We start from the raw sequence: 20,179 nt of genomic DNA, 5'->3' as shown, positions 1-20,179 counted from the left end.
CTATCTATTAAAAATTTCAACTAGCTTATGTATTATAGCTTGTTTACCTGCCAAACCACTTACACAAATTAATATATGATTTTGGAAAAAAATACCATGTGTTTGCAATCTGCCGAACATTAATCCCCTTATGTTTATTCCATTAGTCTTTAAACATATAGGCAACTGAGATTGGTATTGGCTCATTTTTTGACCGCTCTTTAACAAATCAACTAGTTTAAACGATTGTTGTTCTTTGACACGATATCGTCCAGATAAATTCAGTGTAGCTGAAGATGTAATTTCAAATGACTCGGCTAAATCCATAATTTCATGCATCGCCTTATGTCTACTACCAAAATACAAGTAAGCTAATTCAAAGATAGCACTTGGATGTTGTGTTTCTATTAATTCATCTACCAGTTCACGGTGTGTAAATAGCTGTCCTTTATTAAATGGTTTATTTGCAATACTCATCCCTTTATTTGTTGGCCATTGGTTTAAATAGCATGTCTCTTCATAACGAATCCCTTTTTTAAATAATAAATATAAAAATAAAATCGGACTAATCCCTTCAATTGCTTGTGTATTGATATATCCGAGACGAAACAGCTGTTTACCTCTACTTAAGTCATATCCTACCATTCCCCATTGTGGTTGCATTACTTCCGCTAATAATAGTGGTGTCGGCTGACGGATTTCTTTTGTTGAGCGGATGATATTGGCTGGTAATAAGTGACTGGTTTTCCTAAAGTCACTACCTGATACAGAGCCTTTCAAAACAATAAATGAATCATCAGAGCAGTAATATGGAACACGTTTAGAGAGATCTTGGGCATTGTTAAACCAACCTCCCACCATGTCAGCTGGCAATTGACGGATAACTTTCCTCATATAATGTCCATGACCAAAAACGTAATCCGCTCCAGAATCAAGGATATACGGGATAAGCAGATCATGTAGAGCTTCACTTTGGTCTCCTAAATCCGCTACCTGTCCTAAAACTAATAGCTTCGTTCCTTTGTAAAATTTTTGTTTCTCAGTAAAGGTTTGAATCGCATTAATCATCGATGGAATGGCCGCATTATGCGAATCATCGATAATGTCGATACGTCTCCTATCTTTTGTTTGTAATTGTTTTAACTCCATCACACGGTCAAGCGACTTAAAATCATACATTTTCGATAACAATGGTTGAATGTCATAATCTAATTCTGCTAAGCAAAGAAAGGTCCCTAATGTATTCATAATCGTTCCATCACTTGGTAATTTCATATCAAATTCGTAGTCTTTGTTTTTATATTGAAAAACGATTGTCGTTTTATATTTTTCATGTATCCGTTTTTTGAGGAATAGATCAGCACTATTATCGACTAAGCTGTATGTTTTGATGCGATTCGTTCGTTTTTTAGCACGTTTATATAAGATATTAAATTCATCTGGACTCATATCTTTATTGATAATCGCTAAACCATTTTCTTCTAAGCCATCAAAAATCCTCGCTTTAAATTTGGCGACATTTATCGTTGAATGTAAAGTAGACAAATGAGCTTCTCCTATAGATGTCACGACACAGACATTAGGTTTTACTGTTAATGATTGATTGCCACGATTGTTTAAAGCATTTAAAGATATCTCTAGAATCCCGATTTTTGGATTTTGACAAAGTTTTGTTCCATATAGTGGAACTCCGACCTGTGTATTATGATTACCACGTGTAGCAACAATTGTATTCATATCTTTTAATAAATGCTCAAGTATTAATCGTGTTGAGCTTTTTCCGACTGATCCTGTAATACCGATGACAGGAGACTCCATTTTATCTCGCGCAGCTTGTGCTAATTTTTTTATCGCTGCAAGACTATCTTTGACAATAATTTGTGTAACGGACTGTTCCAATTGCTGAATCGGATGTTCAGTAATAATTAAATTGCAGTTTGTATAGTATTTTAAAATACTTTCATTACCATCAACCCAAGGCAATTCTTTTCGGTGAAATTGATTCCATCTTTCTTTTGAGATTGAAATAAAGCAATTGCCTGATTTATTTTCAAGCAGTCGAGACGGATCAAATTCAAAATCAATAATTGGACTTGTTTGTTCAATTTGATTATAAAAGGCACCATCCAATATTTCTGCTATTTCCTCAAACATGAATCCTATTGTCATCTGCCATTCCTCAATTCTATTTCTCTAGATGATTATATGTCTGATATTGTTAGATTTACCTGTGTTAAATGTGGTACACGTTCATGTAGATATTGACAATATCCTGATAAATAATGTTCGACGTCATCAATTCTGACACGGAATGAATGATGGCGAATGAAAAAACCATTCACAATTAAGCTAGGATTTTTCATATACATAGCCAATTCTGGATAGAAAAATCCAACACGCTGATACTCTGCCCGCCGATCAATTGTTTCGATTAAAAATGACTCATCAATATGATTTAGTAATTCGTCTTTTTGTAATTCCTTAATTTTTGTTATCATCTTATATGCTGCCATCGTTAGTTCTAAAAATGTTGGGAAGGTGGTTTCACGATGGTAGATGAATTTCAAACGATGATGGCAATTTTTTAAACCAAAAATGAAATACTTCTCATCTGGTTCATAAGTCGTTAATTCATTAGCTGCATAACTTAACCAGTGGTCATGATGTTTCCAATAATCATGTTGAATAAAATAATCGAATGTTTTTTTAACTTCTTCTAACCATTGTTCTTTTCTATCAATTGCATATAAACGAAGTAAAGCGAAGATGGCCTCACCTTCATAATAAATAATCCGATTTAACGCTTTAATACTAAAGGTTGGATATGTTAGAACATGAATAAATCCTTCATCCGGAAGTTTCATATGAATAATGCCACGTGCCAGTGCTTGAGCAATATCTAAATAGTGATTGCTCTTAGTTACTTCCATATATTTTGTCATTGCTAATATTGCTGTTGCATTTGAACCGAGTTTAATTTCATTTTCATTTGCATAGTCGACGACAAATGCTGTTTTTTCTGGTGTATCTTCTTTGTAGACAATCGCCTCATTAATTAAATATTGCAGACCACGTTCTATTGCTTCAAGGATTTTCGGGTCTTTCAAAACTTCATACCCTTCTGTCATTGCATAAAGTGAACTAGCATGTCTTAAAATATTGTACGTACCGATTCGTTTAGCAAATGCGGAAAAGTAACCGTACTCAAATTGGCCATTTTCCTTTACTTGATTCATTAAGTAGTAGGTCGCTTTTTCGATTAAATGTTTTGTTTCTTCTTTGATATTGTCTACTTTTCGAATCCCATTTGTTAGTTCACCGTTGTATAGTTCGTGAATATCGTTGCTCGTGCTTTCTTTAAATATTGCTTTCGTTTTAAACAAATAAACATCTTGCTCCAGATACATTTTCTTTATAAATGGAAAGCGCAAGCCTTCATTATATTTCATATAGTAATTAATATTCGTCTCGTCGAGTGCCAGTGGCTGTTTTTTCACACTTCTAATCATTGCGTTTCCATTGATTTCTTGTTCTAAAAATGCAAGACGAAATTCAGTATCAAATGCAATGCCTGAACGAAAGTAATTTTTACGTGTGCTAGCGATATTTTTCTCTAATTCTAAGAATGAGATTTGTTTGATATCTGATACAATATCGATTTTTAACCATTCTGGATCGATATGGTTCTTTTGAACAAGTTGAATAGCTTTTCGTTTTATTCTTTGAAAAGCTTTTTGAAAGTTTGAATCTATCTCTTTGATGACACGCGAACGAATCATTGGATTTCCAATTGATAGGAAAATGATGTAACGATCTTGGTCGTTTATTTGAATGCTACCGATCTTACCTTCTTTGATTTTCGTGTTTAAATAGAGTTCAAAGTCGTCCATCGTTTGATTGATATAACCTAAGTTCGATATTTTCCCCATTTTTTCCCACTCCTTTTGTAATGGGAAGCATTAGTACTTGTCATTAAAATACATATTATTTCCAGTTGTTTTCTATTTGTAATATAGGAATCAGCCTACATTTTAATAAATATAGGCTGATTTTGTTAGGAAGGCGTGCTATCTTATTTTATTTCGCTGATTTACTTTTTCTTCTTCTACCAGTTAGTAATCCAGCAATTCCTGCTAGCAATGCCGTTAACCCTGCTAAACCTGTGTTAAAGATTGATGTAGCGGTATTCGGTAACTTGTCACCTTCTCCTTTAGTGTCTGTGCTATCGACTTTTTCTTTTGTTCCATCGTCAGTTTGACTTCCTGGCGCTTCATCGTCTTTGTCAGAATCTCCATCAGCGTCGGCATCGGCATCGGCGTCAGCATCGGCATCAGCATCAGCGTCGGCATCAGCGTCGGCATCGGCGTCAGCATCGGCATCAGCGTCAGCGTCGGCATCAGCGTCGGCATCAGCATCGGCATCGGCGTCGGCATCGGCGTCGGCATCGGCATCGGCGTCAGCGTCAGCATCGGCATCAGCGTCAGCGTCAGCGTCGGCGTCGGCATCAGCGTCGGCATCGGCGTCGGCATCAGCATCGGCGTCAGCGTCGGCATCAGCATCAGCGTCGGCATCAGCATCAGCGTCGGCATCGGCATCAGCGTCGGCGTCAGCGTCAGCGTCGGCATCAGCATCGGCGTCGGCATCGGCATCGGCGTCGGCATCAGCATCGGCATCGGCATCGGCGTCAGCGTCGGCATCAGCGTCGGCATCGGCATCGCTGTCATCTAGGCATTCGCCAAAATCTAATGACGTTCCTGTTCCATGATTAGCAAACAAGTCTAGGTCAATAACTGCATCTTGAACCGCAAGACCTTTTATTTCAACATTACCACAAACTTTTTCGCTAACTTTAACACTATTGACATTAACAGTCGTACCTGCAATTAATTTTAATGCAGCTAAATCGTTAACTAAATCAGTTGTTAAATCAGTTACTTGATCTGCTACATTCGTTACCTCTGCAGTTAAATTGCCTACAGTGGTTAGTAATTCATTTACTAGATTTTCTAGTGCTCCTACAACACCTTCAACAGCAGGTCCAAGTAAAGGTTTTATTAATGGGTCTAAAATTGGTCCTAATAATCCACCGAGAGCATCAATCAACTTCCCTAAAGGTCCATCACCTAATAGGGGTGCTAATACATCACCTAGAAGAGGTAAATTATCTAAATTGTTCACGAGATCTAATATATTTTCAGTGTTTATGCCGCCCTCTAATAATTTAATTTCTAAATTTGCTAAAGCTTGAGATAAATCATCCAACAGTTCTACTACAATAGAATCAATTGTTTCTTGTAAATGTTTACCTAAGCCATCACCATATTCAACCGTGATTGTTCCATCTTCATTAATTGTTACTGGGATGTCTGCTTCTTTATATGATGTTAATGAATCCAATGAACTTTCTAAGTTGTTTAATGCATCAAGTGCTGCAAGAACATCATCCAAACCGTTTACCTGAAGAATTCCAGGTGAGATATTTAATAATTCATCAACGAGTGTACCGATTTCATTCGTTAAGTCTGTAACTGTCGTAGTTAATCCACCGACTGCAGAATAAAGTCCAGGTAGATTTTCTCTTGTAATCGGTAAGATATCAACCGATACATTTGCTGTTCCACCTTCTACTAAATTACCAGCAAGTTCCGGTGCATAGAACTGCGTTACAATATTCGGATTAAGTACTTCAGTATCGGCTAATCCTCCAGATGTCATCGTTAAGGATAATTCTGATGGTTGACCTGGTACTGTCTGAACTGCTCCTGAAAGTTTTACATCTGTTAAAACATTTACATTTGCTAAGTTTTGAGCATGAACCACATTGTTTTGAAGACCAGGTAAATTCAACGTATTAATAACTGAATTCACTGGAAAAGTTAAAATAAGTGATGTTGCCGCAATTGCAGCTACTTTTTTCATTTTTTTCTTTCTATTAATCGCTTTCTTGTAATCAAAGTTTCTTTTACTCAAAAATCTCGTACCTCCTTAAAAATCTTTGATTCATTCCTAGTCCTGTTAGATAACTGTTTACCTAGAGTGTTATTAATACCTTATATTTTGCACCTCCCAAAACAATGTCGCATTCAGTCCAAATGTGACGTTTACAATTTCACAATAAATTTATCAAATACTAATGTTCAAATTCTGAAATAAAACTATACAAAAACTATACATGCTTAATTAAACAATGAATGATGTCGCTCAAACTATTATTCTCTTTATTAATTGTTCTATATCACGTTTTGGGTTTTGGGTTTTGGGTTTTGGCGGTCCGATTTGTTAACATGAATGATAATTTTTGGAGAACAAAACTTCTATATAGGAAACGGCAGAAAGATTTATGAAGGATAAATACATATTTATGAGAGTGAATAAAAAGATACTAAAACAAAATTCTTTTAAAATGAATACCGCACGAAATCGTATTTACTTGATTTCATGCGGTTTTATTTCATGTCTTCTATCTATATTTAATTTGTTTTCAACTTCTATTCTAGTCTAAATAAATATTTAATCTGTATGTAAAATATAAGTTAAATATAACAAAACAGGCGTCACTGCTGTTTTCTTTTATGGAGTATATATTGTTAATAATAATATAAGCGCCGAATCGATCGTAATAGTCTCTCTTTTGTAATTGGTTTTAGTAAATAATCTAGCGCTTCTATTTCAAACGCATGAACGGCATATTTTCTTTCATTTGATAAAAATATAATGTGTGTATCCAAATTAATTGATAAAATTTTTTTTGCAAAATGAATTCCGTTTGTTCCTCGCATTTCAGTAGTTAAAAAAATAACATCCGGCTCCAGAACTCGAATCATTTCAAATGCTTCTTTAGGGCTGGTATATCTACCGATAATTTGAATATTCGAGATTTCACATAGTAATTTTTCTAATGTGGTAATTGTTGATACTTCATTATCAATAAGTATAGCTCTCATTCGATAGCTCCTTCCTATTAAATAAATGAATAATATTCAGCTATTTCTTATTATATCTATTACTTTACTACTAATATCGACATTTTTATTATAAATTATTGTTAAATTTTTATGACAAAGGTTTATCTTTTAATGACTCGTCAATTTTGGTACAGCATTATGCCATAAAAAAGGAGCCTCTCCCTTTCCCTATTAAACAAGTTAAAAGAATTCAGCCTTAATTTTATTTTATGCTCTTTATCAATCGATCTATAAAAGATTGAAAGCCAGCTGTACTTGCTCGCAATCGAGCTTCAAATAACATTAAGGACTGCGCAATTTTGACTCGGGACTGCGCGATTTCAAGGATAACAAAACAACTCCCCTTGCTTTATGGGGAGTTGTTGTCTTGAGGTATTTCCACGAATTGATACGAACTTCTACCTGCCTTTTTTGCTTTATAAAGGGCTAAGTCAGCATGTTTTAATAGGGTATATTTTGTTGTTGTTCCATTTACTGGAGACATGGTTAACCCTATGCTTGTTGTCACATGCAATATATTATCATTAATTTGCCATTGTGGGTGCATGGCTTCTTGAATATCTTCTGCAACACGGATGGCTTCATCGACACCATTTATTTGAGTTAAGACAATGACAAACTCATCTCCTCCGAGTCTGGCAATGATGTCGTGTGATTGAATGACGTTTTTTAACCTTTTAGAAAATTCTTCAATGACGAGGTCTCCAATATCGTGGCCATATTTATCATTTATTAATTTAAAGTGATCAATGTCTAGCATCATGACGGCTAGTTGGTCTTGGTTTGCTTTTTTCCGCTTTATTTCTTCTACTAATTTCTTATTTAATAGACGACGATTAGGTAAGCCTGTTAAAGAATCATGATAAGCAAAATGTTTTATTTTATCTTCGTATCTCTTTTTTAGCGTAATATCCATCGTTAGAAGAACCATATGACGAAAGTCACCATCTTTATCATAAACAGGTGTACCATGTAATTCTGTCCAAATCCAACCCTTGGTTTTATGTGCTTGTCTATATTTAAGTTTACAAGCCTTTTGTTCTTTAATTGAAGTTAATAACGTTCGTTCAAGTTTAAACCGATCTTCTAAAAATACTTTATGACTAAATAAGTTTCCAACATACTCCTTATGACTAAAACCTAATACATTTTGACATGATGGTGATATATAAATAATCTTACCTTGTGCATCGATTAACATAATGACATCATATGAATTTTCGGCAATAATTCTAAAACGCTGTTCATTTTCCTGCAAAATAGAAACGGTTTCTTTCATTTTTAGCTTTGCTTCTACTTCTTCTGTAATATTTTTTGTCACTGCTACGATATGTGTGCATCTATTTTCATCATTAAACATCGGGGTCAGTGTTGTTTCTGCGTGGTATGTTTCACCTGTTGCAGATTCAAATGTATCTTCGTATTGCATCATTTTCGAATAAACGGCAACCTGTTTATATTGCCTATTTAATTCTTTTGCTATTTTTTCAGGAAATACCTGATCAATTGATTTACCGAGTATCTTTTTATCTAATCCTGTTTCATTCATCGCTGCTTTATTAATAAACTCATAATTAAATGTGTGATTATTCTTAACTCTCATGACAAAAACTAAGTCATTAATACCTTCCATTAAAACATCATAATAATTCATCTGTTATTTCAGTTCACTCACTTCTGTTGTATGATATATTAACTTGATATAGTAGACATGGCTCAGCTGAAGTAATTATACTCCATCCGATCCTTAGTCGCACTTATTTCGAAGCATGTTGGCACTCCGACATACAGGACGTGCTAGTGCAGGGGCTATACGATGGGAGTAACCGCAGGCCCACGCGTTGCCACACGACGTCACATTTTTGCCCGTCGAGGCCAGAACGTCTCGCCTTTAGCTTACCTCTACATAGGATGTGCAAAGGCAGGCGATTCACGATGGGCGAGTTAACACGGGCAGAGGCTTTGCCGCAGAACGTCTCGCCTTTAGCCTGCCTCTACATAGGACGTACAAAGACAGGCGATTCACGATGGGCGAGTTAGCATGGACAGAGGCTTTGCCACAGAACATCTTACCTTTAGCCTGCCTCCTCCTGTCTGCGGGAGTCTTAGTAACGCACGCTTCTAGGATAAATTTTTAAAATATAAATAAGGATTTTCATCGATAAAATTTGTATCGGGAATATCCTTTTGTTGCTTTTGTAAAGCTGTCATATGATTGATCAGTTGAGCTAGACGTTCTTGTTCCCTATCTTGAATAATAAATTCAATTCCATAATAAAAGAGGTCACCTTTTTCTTCAATTTTCCAAATTAGTTTTCCGTTTATGCTAAATTGTTCCTGCATGATTGTAAAATAAAACCTAAATTTTAATGCAGAATGAACTGGTAAATTTAGCTTAGATAGTATTTTTAAGCCACCAATACTTATGTTTTCAATCAATATTGGAGCTGTTCCTAGGTCTACTTTCCGCTTATTCACTTCTGTAACCGATAAATCGGCAGGTAAATATTGTGGGAATATGAGTCGATAGAAACGTCGTCTTTCCTTTGTTGGCTTTTGCTTAAATTTGCATTTCGGCATTAAGTACCCAGCTTGCATCATTTTTTCAAAAGATTGAATTGGGACTGGTTTGGAAAATAAATATCCCTGAATAAAGTCACATTCTTTTTGTTTTAGAAACTCTAATTGTTCATACTCTTCGACGCCTTCTGCTACAACTTTCATATCCAAGGCTTTTGCTAGATGAATAAGCGATGAAACAATATTGGCATCTTTTTTATCTTCATTGTTAATACTTTGCACATACATCTTATCTACCTTAATTGTATCGATTTCATAATCATGTAAATACTGAATAGACGCAAACCCTGTCCCATAATCGTCAATAATAATTTTGATACCGAGCTTTCTCAAATCCGTTAGTGTTGAACGAACGCTTTTTCTATTTTCTAGTTCTTTACTTTCTGTGATTTCAAACATGATATATTTAGCAGGAATATCGTATTTATCTAGTAGATTTTTCACATATTCCACGAGTCCCTTTTTCAATAAACGAATGGGCGAAATATTAATTGCAATGGGGCGCAGTGTATATCCTTTGTCCTTCCAACGACGGAGGTCAGAACATACTTGTTCAATCGTCCAATCAGTCATATGATTAATTAAATGATTCTCCTCTGCCAATGGGATAAACTCACCGGGTGACACAATACCCCATTCTTTATGATTCCAACGAATTAAAGCTTCCGCACCGACAATAATACCACTATAGGAATTCACTTGCGGTTGATAATATAACTCAAACTCTTTATGCTGAATCGCTTTTCGCATATCTTTTTCGAGAATGTACTTTTTATAAGCTGAAATATCTTTAGAGTATGAATAAATTTGGTAATTACTCTCTCCTGACTTTTTCGCATGGTAGAGTGCTGAATAAGTTCTTTCAAGTAGTGACGCTTTATTTGTACCATCTTCAGGAAAAAAACTAATACCTATACTTATCGTTTCATGTAAATCATATTCCTTTATCGTAATTGGGGTCATAAATAGTTCCATGATTTCTTCAGCTTTATTAAAGACGGCTTGTTTTGTTTTAAAGTGTTCCATAATAATGATAAATGTGTGGCTACTCATCCGGGCTAAAAAGGTGTCATCAGACAAAATGTTTTTTATTTTATTTGCTGAATGCTTTAACACTTTGTCACCTATTTTATAACCTAATGCATGATTTATTTGCTGAAAATTGTCTACCTCTACACACATTAAAGCAAATGGAGATGTTCCTTTACAAAGTTTCCTTAATCTTTCACGGATGCTTTTATGATTCGGAAGACTTGTTAGCGAATCATAGTTTGCTAAGTAATGTAATTGTTCCTTCGTCTCGACTTCTGCGGTAATATCCGTCAGCATTCCGAATAAATGTGTGACTTCTCCTTGGTCGTTTAGCTTTGGTATCGTTTGATCCAAAACCCATTTCATCGTGCCATCACCAGATATAATCCGGTATGTATGATTGATTTCTTTCCCTAGTAATAAATCAGATTGTTTGGCAGCTACAGAGTGAAGGTCGTCAGGATAAATCATTTCTTCCCATTTAAATGTATGTCCGACCACTTTCTCTCTTGAAACTGCAAATAAATCTTCTAATCCTTTAGAAAGAAATAGAATTTCCCCAGAAGGGTACTCTTTCATCCAAATTGCCGCATCTAAATGATCAAAAATATGTTGATGATTTTTCGAGGAACAAATTAAATTATTTTCTAGCTGTTTCTGTTCTGTATAATCTTTAATGACGCCAACTAATTTTTCCGGTCGATTATCTTTATACAGGATTTGCGCTTGAACTTTCATATAACGTAATTGTCTCGTTTTGCCATGTGAAATCCTAAAAGATGTCGTCAAATCTGCTCCTTGTTGAATCGACTTATTTATTTGCTTATACGTTTCCTCAAAATCATCGGGATGAAAATATGTCGATAATGTTTTCAAATTGATTGAAGGTGTTTTTTCAATTCCAAATAGATCATAAAATGAGTCAGAGCATAACAAAGTATCGTCTTTAATGACATACTCCCAGCTTCCTATATTGGCTATTTGTTGCGCATGACGTAAATGTTGGTTAAGTAGTTTTTTATTTTCTATTAATCTATAAAAACGCGTGTAATCTTGGACAATCACACAAATACTCAATATTGTGCCATTATTTGCTTTAATCGGGATAAAAGTTAATGTGAGGTTTAGCTGCTGTGATTCTTTATTTTGTATGGTTAGCTCACGACTGTTAATCTCGCCTGATACGGCTTGATTAAAAGCTGAAGCGAGTAGGTCAAAGGATTGTTCCGGAATCAATTTTTTTAAGTGAATCTTAGCCTTAGGTGGTTGCCCTAATAACGCATTCACCTTCTCCCTATTTTGCGATATAACTCTCCCTTTTGTTGTAATGAAAAAAATTAAATCCGGGTGATGGTGCACGAGAGATGCAAAATAGTTAAATAACAAATGGTTTTCCTTGCCTAAATCATTTTCCTTAATATATTTTTCATCTTTAAATAAAGATGTTATAAGTCTTGGTAGTCTTTCCATAGATACCCACCTCTTGAAAAAATATAATTTCACAGGACTTTATGCTTATTATAACGGAGCGTTATCGTGTTTTATATAGTTATCATGAATTTTATATGACATTATTTATAACTATTTCATTTTTCTACCATTTTTTGCCAACACCTGCGAGGTTGACAAATTTGCCTGGGGTCGCGCGATTTGGGCGGGTGGCGGCAGAATCGAGCGCTGAGGCATCGGAATCGAGCGCTGGGACGCTGGAATCGAGCGGTGAACCCCTGAAATCGAGCGCTGGAGCACTGGAATCGAGCGGTGAACCCCTGAAATCGAGCGACGACTGGCTATAAAGGTGAACTGGGACCGCGCGATTCTGGCCTGGGATTGCGCGATTTTACCACGGGACTGCGTGAATCCACTAGACAAGTGCGCTTCCCTTTCAAAATTTTACACTATGTTTACGATAGTTTAACAGTTTATAAACAATAGCAGTCTACAATGTAATATGGGTTATTTTTGTAGAACATAATAATGGAGGGAAGCCCATGGTTAAAAGAAAGGGTCAATCTATTATGGCAGCGATTTCGGCTGTCATCATTTTTTTGACATCACTCATTCCTGCGATGCCGGTTGTTGTGGCAGCTGAGAGTGTTGATGGTGTCGAATTGAATTCTAGTGATGGCAATGCACAACTAGAGAGTAAGAATTTACAACATGTGAAGGAGGTTCAAGTAGATACTGAGACTCGTCATGAGGAGGAGAATGCGTCTAGCACAAACGACCAAGAAATTGAGGATGACTCTCACGCGGATTCAACTGTGATAGATGAACAACCTGCTACGTCAGAGAAGTCTTCTAGTCATGAGAAAAAGACGCCTGCTACGACTGAATCAAGTAAAAATGAATCGACTTCAGCAACTGAGGAAAAACAATCTGAAGAAGCAAAGACAGATAAAGAATCGACTCTAGTGGACGAGGAAGTAAACAAATCTGATGCTGAACCATTTGAAATTTCTCATGAGCCACTAAAGAAGATTAATCGTAAGGAAAATATCACGCTACAGGCTGCTGTGCCACAAGCGGATAAAGTAACAGTGACATACCAGACGGGAAAAGGGATGGCTAAAGAGGTTTTACCGCTTGAGCGTCAAGGTGAGACGGATGAGTTTTCATTGACAATTCCGGCGAACAAGCTTGAACAACTTCTCTGGTCACCAGTCTTCTACTATTCTATACAAGCGGTCAATGAAAGTGGAGAGGAAATCGCGACAGAAACATATGCAGTCACGGTCGAATTAAATGAAACGGTTGATGCACAACAGTTACCTCCCCTACTTATTACTGAGCTTGTGCCTGATACGGCCAATGTGAATAAAAAAGATGGCTATGAATTTATTGAAATCTATAATAATACGAATCAACCTATTAACATGAACGACTATCAAATTATTTATCGCTATCCAGATGGGAAAGCGGATTTAATTTGGGAGATTAAAGATGATAAGGTCGTTCAACCGCAAGAAGCTTTTATTGTTTGGATTCATAATGAAGGAAATAAAGATTTAACGCTCGACGATTTTAATAAACAATATGGACTCGATTTAACAGAAGACCAAGTGGCGATTGTTGAATCGGTTGGGATGGCTAATAGTGCTGAGCGAACAATTATTATAGCAGATCATAATAAGAACGAACTCGTCTCTGCTACTTATGTAAAAAATGATGTTCAAGCAGACAAAGGGATTGTTTATAAATATCCGTCATCAGGAAATGAAATGAAAAGAGTCGGTATAAGTGAAACAGTAACACCGACAGCACTCTTACCTGGGCAAGTACCGAGTGAGCCTGTACGAGTCGATGATCTTGGTGAATTAGCAATTAATCATACACCAGTAACAAAACTGAGTCACGATCAATCGTTTACATTAGATGCGATGGCTCCGAATGCTTCAACTGTTACAGTCACATATCAAACTGGAAAAGATATGGAATCAAAAGAAATGGCACTTAAACGCCAGGGTGAGACGGATGAATTTTCACTACATATTCCAGCTGAAATGGCTCAGGAGTTGTTCTGGTCTCCGGTATTCTATTATTCGCTTCAAGCAGTCGACGCATTAGGGCAATCCGTAACGACTGAAACGTATGAAGTTGAAGTAGAACTTAATGAATCAGTTGATACACAAAAGATGCCCCCACTATTAATCACAGAAGTTACACCAGATACGGTGAATGAAAATGGTGCGGACGCATATGAATTTATCGAAATCTATAATAATACGAATCAACCAATCAAAATGAATGATTATCAAATTATTTATCGTTATCCAGATGGGAAGCCAGACCAATTTTGGCCGTTTAAAGACGATAAAGTCATTCAACCTGAAGAAACGTTTATCGTTTGGATTCATAATTCTGGTAACAAACATTTAACATTGGACGACTTTAACAAACAATATGGGCTCGATTTAACAGAAGATCGTGTCACAATTGTTGAATCAGAAGGGATGGCGAATGGGTCGGAACGGACACTCATCATCGCTGACAGTTACAAAAATGAAATCGTCTCTGCGACTTATAATGACGGTGGTCGTGATGTGAAAGCTGATCAAGGCATCGTTTATCGTTATCCTTTATCAGGAAACATAATGAGAAAAGTTGGTGTTGGTGCTGGAGTTACACCGCTTGAAGTTATGCCAGGTCAAGTACCTAGTGAACCTGTTAAAGTAAAAGTAAGTGGTGAAGCACCTGTCATTAAACATGACGTTCCTACTTTAGAAAGTGACTCAGATATTGAATTACGTGTACGCGTTTCATCAGATCAACCGCTACTCGGTGTGAATGCACATATGACACAGAGTAAAAAGTTTTCCAAAGACACAATTGTTATGGAAGAAACAGATGAATCAGGTGTTTATACAGTAACGATTCCACGGGCGGATATATGGAGCGACACGCTATATTATCATTTCACAGCTGCAAATGAAGCTGGCGAAACAATCAGTGAGTCTTATGAACTTTCTGTACCGCAAGTGGAAGTAGATTACCAAACGTTACCGGAACTTTTAATTACCGAACTCGTTCCTGATAGTACAAATGTAAATAGCTTAGATGGTTATGAGTTTATTGAAGTATATAACAACTCCAACCAAGATATTAATTTTAACGATTATGTTATTCGTTACCGTTATCCAAATGTTGGTAAACCAGGGGATTTGATTTGGGAACCGACAAATGATGGAAAAGTGATTATTCCTTCTGGTGAAGCAATCGTATTCTGGATTATTAACTCAGGTAATGGGCATTTAAGTGCCGATGATTTCAATCACAACTACGGTACAAATTTAGTAGAAGGAAAAAATTTATTCCGTATGCATAATAATGGAATGGCAAATGGCAGTGAGCGCACACTTGTCATTGCAACAAAAACAGGACATGAAATTTCCCGTGCTAGTTACAATACTGACGTAAATATTAAAGACGTCTTTGCTGATAAAGGTATCTTTTATCGTTATCCCGTTGACGGCACACTTGATTCAATGAAAATCAGTGCGGGTGATTGGAATGCGACGCCAGGTTCTGTCATGGATGAAAAAGTACCTCATGAAAAGGTACAATTAGCGCTTGATGAAAAAGCACCTGTTATTGAAGATTTAACAGCTGTAAAGGAAGTTTCTTCTACGGAACCAGTTACAATCGAGGCGAAAATTACCGATGACCAACAAGTGAAAGCGGTCAGCTTATTTTACCGAACGAGTGAAAATGATGATTTTACAGAAGTGAATTTAGAAGAACTGAGCAATCACCGTTTCAAATTAACGATTTCTGAAGCAGAATTTATCGGGCGAGAAAAACTAGAATACTACTTTGTTGCTCGCGATGGAACGAATACATCTGAGACAGATTTAACTGTCTTACCGATTAAACACGATCATGCTCTCGATGGTTTACGATTAAATGTAAAAGAAAGCGACTTATTATCAGGCAAAGCGCTTATTAAAGCGACTGCTGATGATGCGGCAGATGACATGCACGTTTTTGTTGATGATGAACCATTAACTGAGATGTCAAAAGCGCTCGAATCTGAAGCTTACTTTGCTTTTGAAGTGAGAAAAACCGATTTATATTTTAAAAATGGTGTCACAATGGGCGACGATATTTTGCATGTGTTTGATGACACAACAAATGAATATACGACATTAATCGTACCTGTCGAACCAGAGCGACTTATCCCTGGGGACAACACGATTACTGTTCGTGCAGGAACAAAAGTAAGCCCATTTGATTTAGAATCAACAGAAAACCGTGATGACTTTTATATGAAAAATATTCGACTTATTTTAGCGGATGGAACAATCATTCGTGATGCTAAGTACACAGATCCAAATGTCGAACATGCTATTGGTGATAGTGCGGGGATGGATTGGGTCTATGATTTCGTCTTTACGATTGATGAAGAACATTTCAGCTCTCACGCTTTTGATTGGGACACAACCCAAACGACAGATGGTGAGCACGTCGTAAAAGCGGTTTACAATAATGAAACAGTCGAAGCGCGTGTCATTGTGGACAACACAGCACCTAGCATCGAACCGACGATTGAAGCTGGAAAAACATATAAAGGTGCTTTCACAATTGATGCGGATGTGGCAGATGAGACAAGTGAAGTTGTTGAAGTCACTGCACAGTTAAATGATAGCTATATTTCACTGCCATATGAAACGAGCTCCGCGCTATTAGAAGAAGGCAAGCATACGGTCGTCTTTACAGCTACGGATGCCGCTGGCAATATAGCTGAAAAGCGTGTCACATTTAAAGTCGATGCGGAACATCCAAATGCTCCGGGTAAAAAAGATGGCGACGTTGACGCAACAAAAGCAAACTTAGCGGTTAAGGTGACTGACCCAACTGGTGATGACTTGGATGTAAGTTTTTATGAAGCGTTCCAATATCGTGCTGATGATGAAGCGATGACGATTTCAACACATGCTTCAGATACAGAACCACCTAGGGAATTTAGACCTGATGGGGAACATGTTTTAAACGATGATGAACGTGCGCGATTGGTGAATGTTGATGGTGAAACAGTGGCAAATGAATCGTATGAACAATTCCCATATCACCGTTTTGATGTCACCGTTGATGAAAAAGTGAGCGCTGATAATCGAGTGGAAATCGTTTGGCAAGGTTCTTCCCTCCCTGGTCGTAAAGTAACGATGTACGCTTGGAACTATGAAACAGAACGCTGGGAAGAACTCGTTTCACATATTGCTGGTGAAGAAGCTTTTCAATTGGTTGGTGAAGTGATTGCCGGTGATTATGTGAAAGATAGGCATGTGAGCGTGATTGTGCAGGATGAGATTGCGGGTGGTACTGACGTTGGTACTCGCGATTCCGACCGTTCAGACGCCAACAGTAAACCAGCTACAGTCGACGTGATGGGCTCAGAAAAACTGGAACATGATTTTACAGTAACTGGAAATGAGTTTTCATTTGTCTGGTTTACTGACACGCAATATTATTCTGAATCATATCCACATATTTACGAGTCACAAGTGAAGTGGATGGTTGAGCAAGCTGATAACTTAAATTTAAAATATATTTTCCATACAGGAGATTTAGTCGACAAACATTATGATATGAAACAGTGGGTAGTGGCTGACCGTAACATGAAAATCCTAGATGATGCCGGTATCCCATACGGCGTCCTCGCTGGTAACCATGATGTTGGCCATAAAGAAATTGACTACACCAATTACTATGATTACTTCGGAGACCATCGCTTTGAAGACAGACCATATTTTGGTGGTTCTTATTTAAATAATCGTGGCCATTACGACCTTATCTCAGCAGAAGGAAACGATTTTATTATGATTTACATGGGCTGGGGCGTTGATGAAGATGGCATTAAATGGATGAATGATGTTTTAGAAAAATATCCAAACCGTAAAGCTATCTTGAATTTCCATGAATATTTACTAGCAAGCGGATCACGTAGCCCTATTGCTGATAAGATTTATGAGGAAGTTGTTAAGCCGAATAAAAACGTTTTTGCTGTTTTATCTGGACATTATCACAATGCTCAAACATTAGTTGATGAAATTGATGATAACGGTGACGGCGAGACAGATCGCGTTGTCTATCAAATGCTTGCTGACTACCAGGCTGGACCTGAAGGCGGGCAAGGATTTTTGCGGATTTTAACATTCGATCCTGAGACAAATACGATGGATGTGAAAACATATTCACCTTATCTCGATAAATTTAATTTCTATGACCCGAAAGAATTCCCTGGAAAAGACGAATTCGTCGTTGACTTTGACTTAACACCTCAATTGAAAAAAGTTGAGACAGATTTTGTTGAAGTCAATGTCTACACAAATGATTTAATTGGTAAAGTAGACAATGTTCCAAGTGGTGAAACAGCAACGGTCGTCTGGAGTGACCTCGATCCGAATGAAACGTATTTTTGGTACGTTTTAGCTGAAGATGCATACGGCGGTAAGACCCACTCTGACATCTGGTCATTTATGACAAAAGATGGCGAAGTGATTGATCAACCTGGAGATGATAGCTCGGGCGGAGATGATGATGGCGCTGGTGGCGATACTGGCGGCGGTAACTCTGACCCTGGTAGCGAAAGTCCTGGGGACGGTGCTGGTGATAGCTCTGATGACGGTGCAGGAGATGATGCTGGCTCTGATAACGGCAATGATGGAGCTGGCAATAACGATTCTGCTAATGACACACATGCAAAAGATCAAATAAATGGTGATCAAAGCAACGTCACAATCACTAAAGATAAAACAAAAACAGGAACAAAACTACCAAGCACCGCAACTAACCTATATAACTATATTCTAGCCGGTATCCTGCTACTAATTGGCGGTATGACCGTCGCGATTAGAGTTTGGATTAGAAGAAAATATAATTAATCAAAAAGAACCGTCCGCGGACGGTTCTTTTCATTTTTATTTTTGGATGAGGAGAAGCAGCAGCGCGCGATTTTGGACCGGGGTTGCTGGATTTTGGCCTTCGCACCGCTCGATTTTGAGCACGCACCGCTCGATTCTGAGCCCGCACCGCTCGATTCTGGCCCCGCACCGCTCGATTCTGAACCCGCACCGCTGGATTTTGACCTCGCACCGCTCGATTCTGGCCTCGCACCGCTCGATTAAGTCTATAATTTGTTTAGGAAATATGGTATGTCTTTTGAGAACCATCTCCTATATTTATGTGAGTAATATAGATTTGCAGATTTTAATAATCTTGTAGCAAGCTGGCGACTCTCCACCTGCAAAAAATACCGGCATTCGCGGTTGGAGATGCCTCGACCAAAGATAATGAGAAATTCTCTAATGGTAGGGATGTGAGCTGTTCGAGAGGTATGCCGACATTTTTGACAGAGCCATTTTTCCCGATAGCGTACCATACCAATCTCGCTACAGGCTGGGCATTTGACGCCGGGTTTGATGTCTTTGAGCTGAATCTTGAGTCGATTGCAGTAATCGATATATTTGGTATGGGCATTTTTAACTATTAGTTGGCCAAGTTTGACGTGGTTGATTTTTCGGTATGGCTGGGATTCGAAGTGTTTTTCTAGTGTGAGTATTTTTTGTGGGATATGTTCGCCATGTGAAACGATCTTGGTAATTCTTTCTTTCGCTCCTCCCTCCCCTGTTACTTTAATAACTGTTTCTGGGTCGGCGATGACTACAAAATAGTGGATTGGGATGGAATGGATATTGTGTTCGTCGAGCCATTGGATGAGATTCATGCGCTGTGCTTCGGCTTGAGAAATCGGGTGGCGAAAGCCTGTTTCGGTCTCCCCGTCATTGCGGATGAATTGGTTAAGATCTGTGTCGAATGTGATTTGGTTGGCAAAGTTTTTTACTTCGAGAGGGAAAATAGCATAATTTGAGAGTATCAAGGTGTCGATCTGGAAGGTTCTATCCTTATTTTTTAGAGTGATGCCTCTGAGGATGGTGAATTTTTTTCTTAGGAAATTGATATGATAGTCGACTTTCTTTTCTCCGATATAGCCTTTGAGATGGCGGTGGAATAAGTTTGTTACATCATTGTGGCTTGCATGATTGGGGACAAGACGTGGGAGTGCAACTTCTGACCACAGCAAGATGTAAGGTTTTGTTCGCTCCAGCATATAATGCCTCCTTAAA

9 protein-coding genes are annotated in these 20,179 nt (G+C 37.5%); 2 read left to right on the top strand and 7 right to left on the bottom strand.

Annotated elements, in window-relative coordinates:
* The 6 genes from VIG73_RS01175 to VIG73_RS01150 all read right to left on the bottom strand — a co-directional run bounded on the left by VIG73_RS01175 (position 1) and on the right by VIG73_RS01150 (position 12,026).
* Positions 1-2,148 carry a UDP-N-acetylmuramoyl-tripeptide--D-alanyl-D-alanine ligase gene (locus tag VIG73_RS01175; RefSeq protein ID WP_331638548.1) on the bottom strand — a complete coding sequence of 716 codons (2,148 nt, stop codon included), beginning with the start codon at positions 2,146-2,148 and terminating at the stop codon, positions 1-3.
* Between the two features lie 32 nt (positions 2,149-2,180).
* A complete protein-coding gene (locus VIG73_RS01170; RefSeq protein ID WP_331638546.1) occupies positions 2,181-3,908 on the bottom strand; it encodes a hypothetical protein in 1,728 nt (575 codons plus the stop codon).
* A 148-nt stretch (positions 3,909-4,056) separates the two neighbouring features.
* A complete protein-coding gene (locus tag VIG73_RS01165; protein ID WP_331638544.1) occupies positions 4,057-5,949 on the bottom strand; it encodes an adhesive domain-containing protein in 1,893 nt (630 codons plus the stop codon).
* 617 nt (positions 5,950-6,566) lie between these two features.
* Positions 6,567-6,923: a LytR/AlgR family response regulator transcription factor gene (locus VIG73_RS01160; RefSeq protein WP_331638542.1), complete on the bottom strand. Its 357-nt coding sequence runs from the start codon at positions 6,921-6,923 to the stop codon at positions 6,567-6,569.
* Positions 6,924-7,293: 370 nt separating this feature from the next.
* Positions 7,294-8,598: a sensor domain-containing protein gene (locus tag VIG73_RS01155; RefSeq protein WP_331638540.1), complete on the bottom strand. Its 1,305-nt coding sequence runs from the start codon at positions 8,596-8,598 to the stop codon at positions 7,294-7,296.
* A gap of 467 nt (positions 8,599-9,065) precedes the next feature.
* The gene (locus tag VIG73_RS01150; protein ID WP_331638538.1) at positions 9,066-12,026 is read right to left on the bottom strand and encodes an EAL domain-containing protein; all 2,961 of its coding nucleotides are present in this window, start codon (positions 12,024-12,026) and stop codon (positions 9,066-9,068) included.
* A 521-nt stretch (positions 12,027-12,547) separates the two neighbouring features.
* Here VIG73_RS01150 and VIG73_RS01145 point away from each other — a divergent pair.
* Together VIG73_RS01145 and VIG73_RS01140 are read left to right on the top strand one after the other, a co-directional pair.
* Positions 12,548-18,937, top strand: coding sequence for a lamin tail domain-containing protein (locus tag VIG73_RS01145; RefSeq protein WP_331638536.1), 6,390 nt, complete (start codon positions 12,548-12,550; stop codon positions 18,935-18,937).
* Between the two features lie 93 nt (positions 18,938-19,030).
* Positions 19,031-19,180, top strand: a complete 150-nt coding sequence (locus VIG73_RS01140; protein ID WP_331638534.1) for a hypothetical protein — start codon at positions 19,031-19,033, stop codon at positions 19,178-19,180.
* Positions 19,181-19,182: 2 nt separating this feature from the next.
* Here the strand turns inward: VIG73_RS01140 and VIG73_RS01135 are convergent, their stop codons facing one another.
* Positions 19,183-20,163: an NERD domain-containing protein gene (locus VIG73_RS01135; RefSeq protein WP_331638532.1), complete on the bottom strand. Its 981-nt coding sequence runs from the start codon at positions 20,161-20,163 to the stop codon at positions 19,183-19,185.
* Between the last annotated feature and the right edge of the window lie 16 nt (positions 20,164-20,179).

Source organism: Cerasibacillus sp., from assembly GCF_036516575.1.
Classification (GTDB): Bacteria; Bacillota; Bacilli; order Bacillales; family Amphibacillaceae; genus Cerasibacillus.
This window is presented reverse-complemented; position numbering and strand designations above follow the sequence as displayed.

Excerpts from the sequence above, each read along its gene's own strand:
- VIG73_RS01175 (WP_331638548.1), bottom strand. The coding sequence starts at position 2,148 with ATGACAATAGGATTCATGTTTGAGGAAATAGCAGAAATATTGGATGGT.
- VIG73_RS01170 (WP_331638546.1), bottom strand. The coding sequence starts at position 3,908 with ATGGGGAAAATATCGAACTTAGGTTATATCAATCAAACGATGGACGAC.
- VIG73_RS01160 (WP_331638542.1), bottom strand. The coding sequence starts at position 6,923 with ATGAGAGCTATACTTATTGATAATGAAGTATCAACAATTACCACATTA.
- VIG73_RS01155 (WP_331638540.1), bottom strand. The coding sequence starts at position 8,598 with ATGAATTATTATGATGTTTTAATGGAAGGTATTAATGACTTAGTTTTT.
- VIG73_RS01150 (WP_331638538.1), bottom strand. The coding sequence starts at position 12,026 with ATGGAAAGACTACCAAGACTTATAACATCTTTATTTAAAGATGAAAAA.
- VIG73_RS01145 (WP_331638536.1), top strand. The coding sequence starts at position 12,548 with ATGGTTAAAAGAAAGGGTCAATCTATTATGGCAGCGATTTCGGCTGTC.
- VIG73_RS01135 (WP_331638532.1), bottom strand. The coding sequence starts at position 20,163 with ATGCTGGAGCGAACAAAACCTTACATCTTGCTGTGGTCAGAAGTTGCA.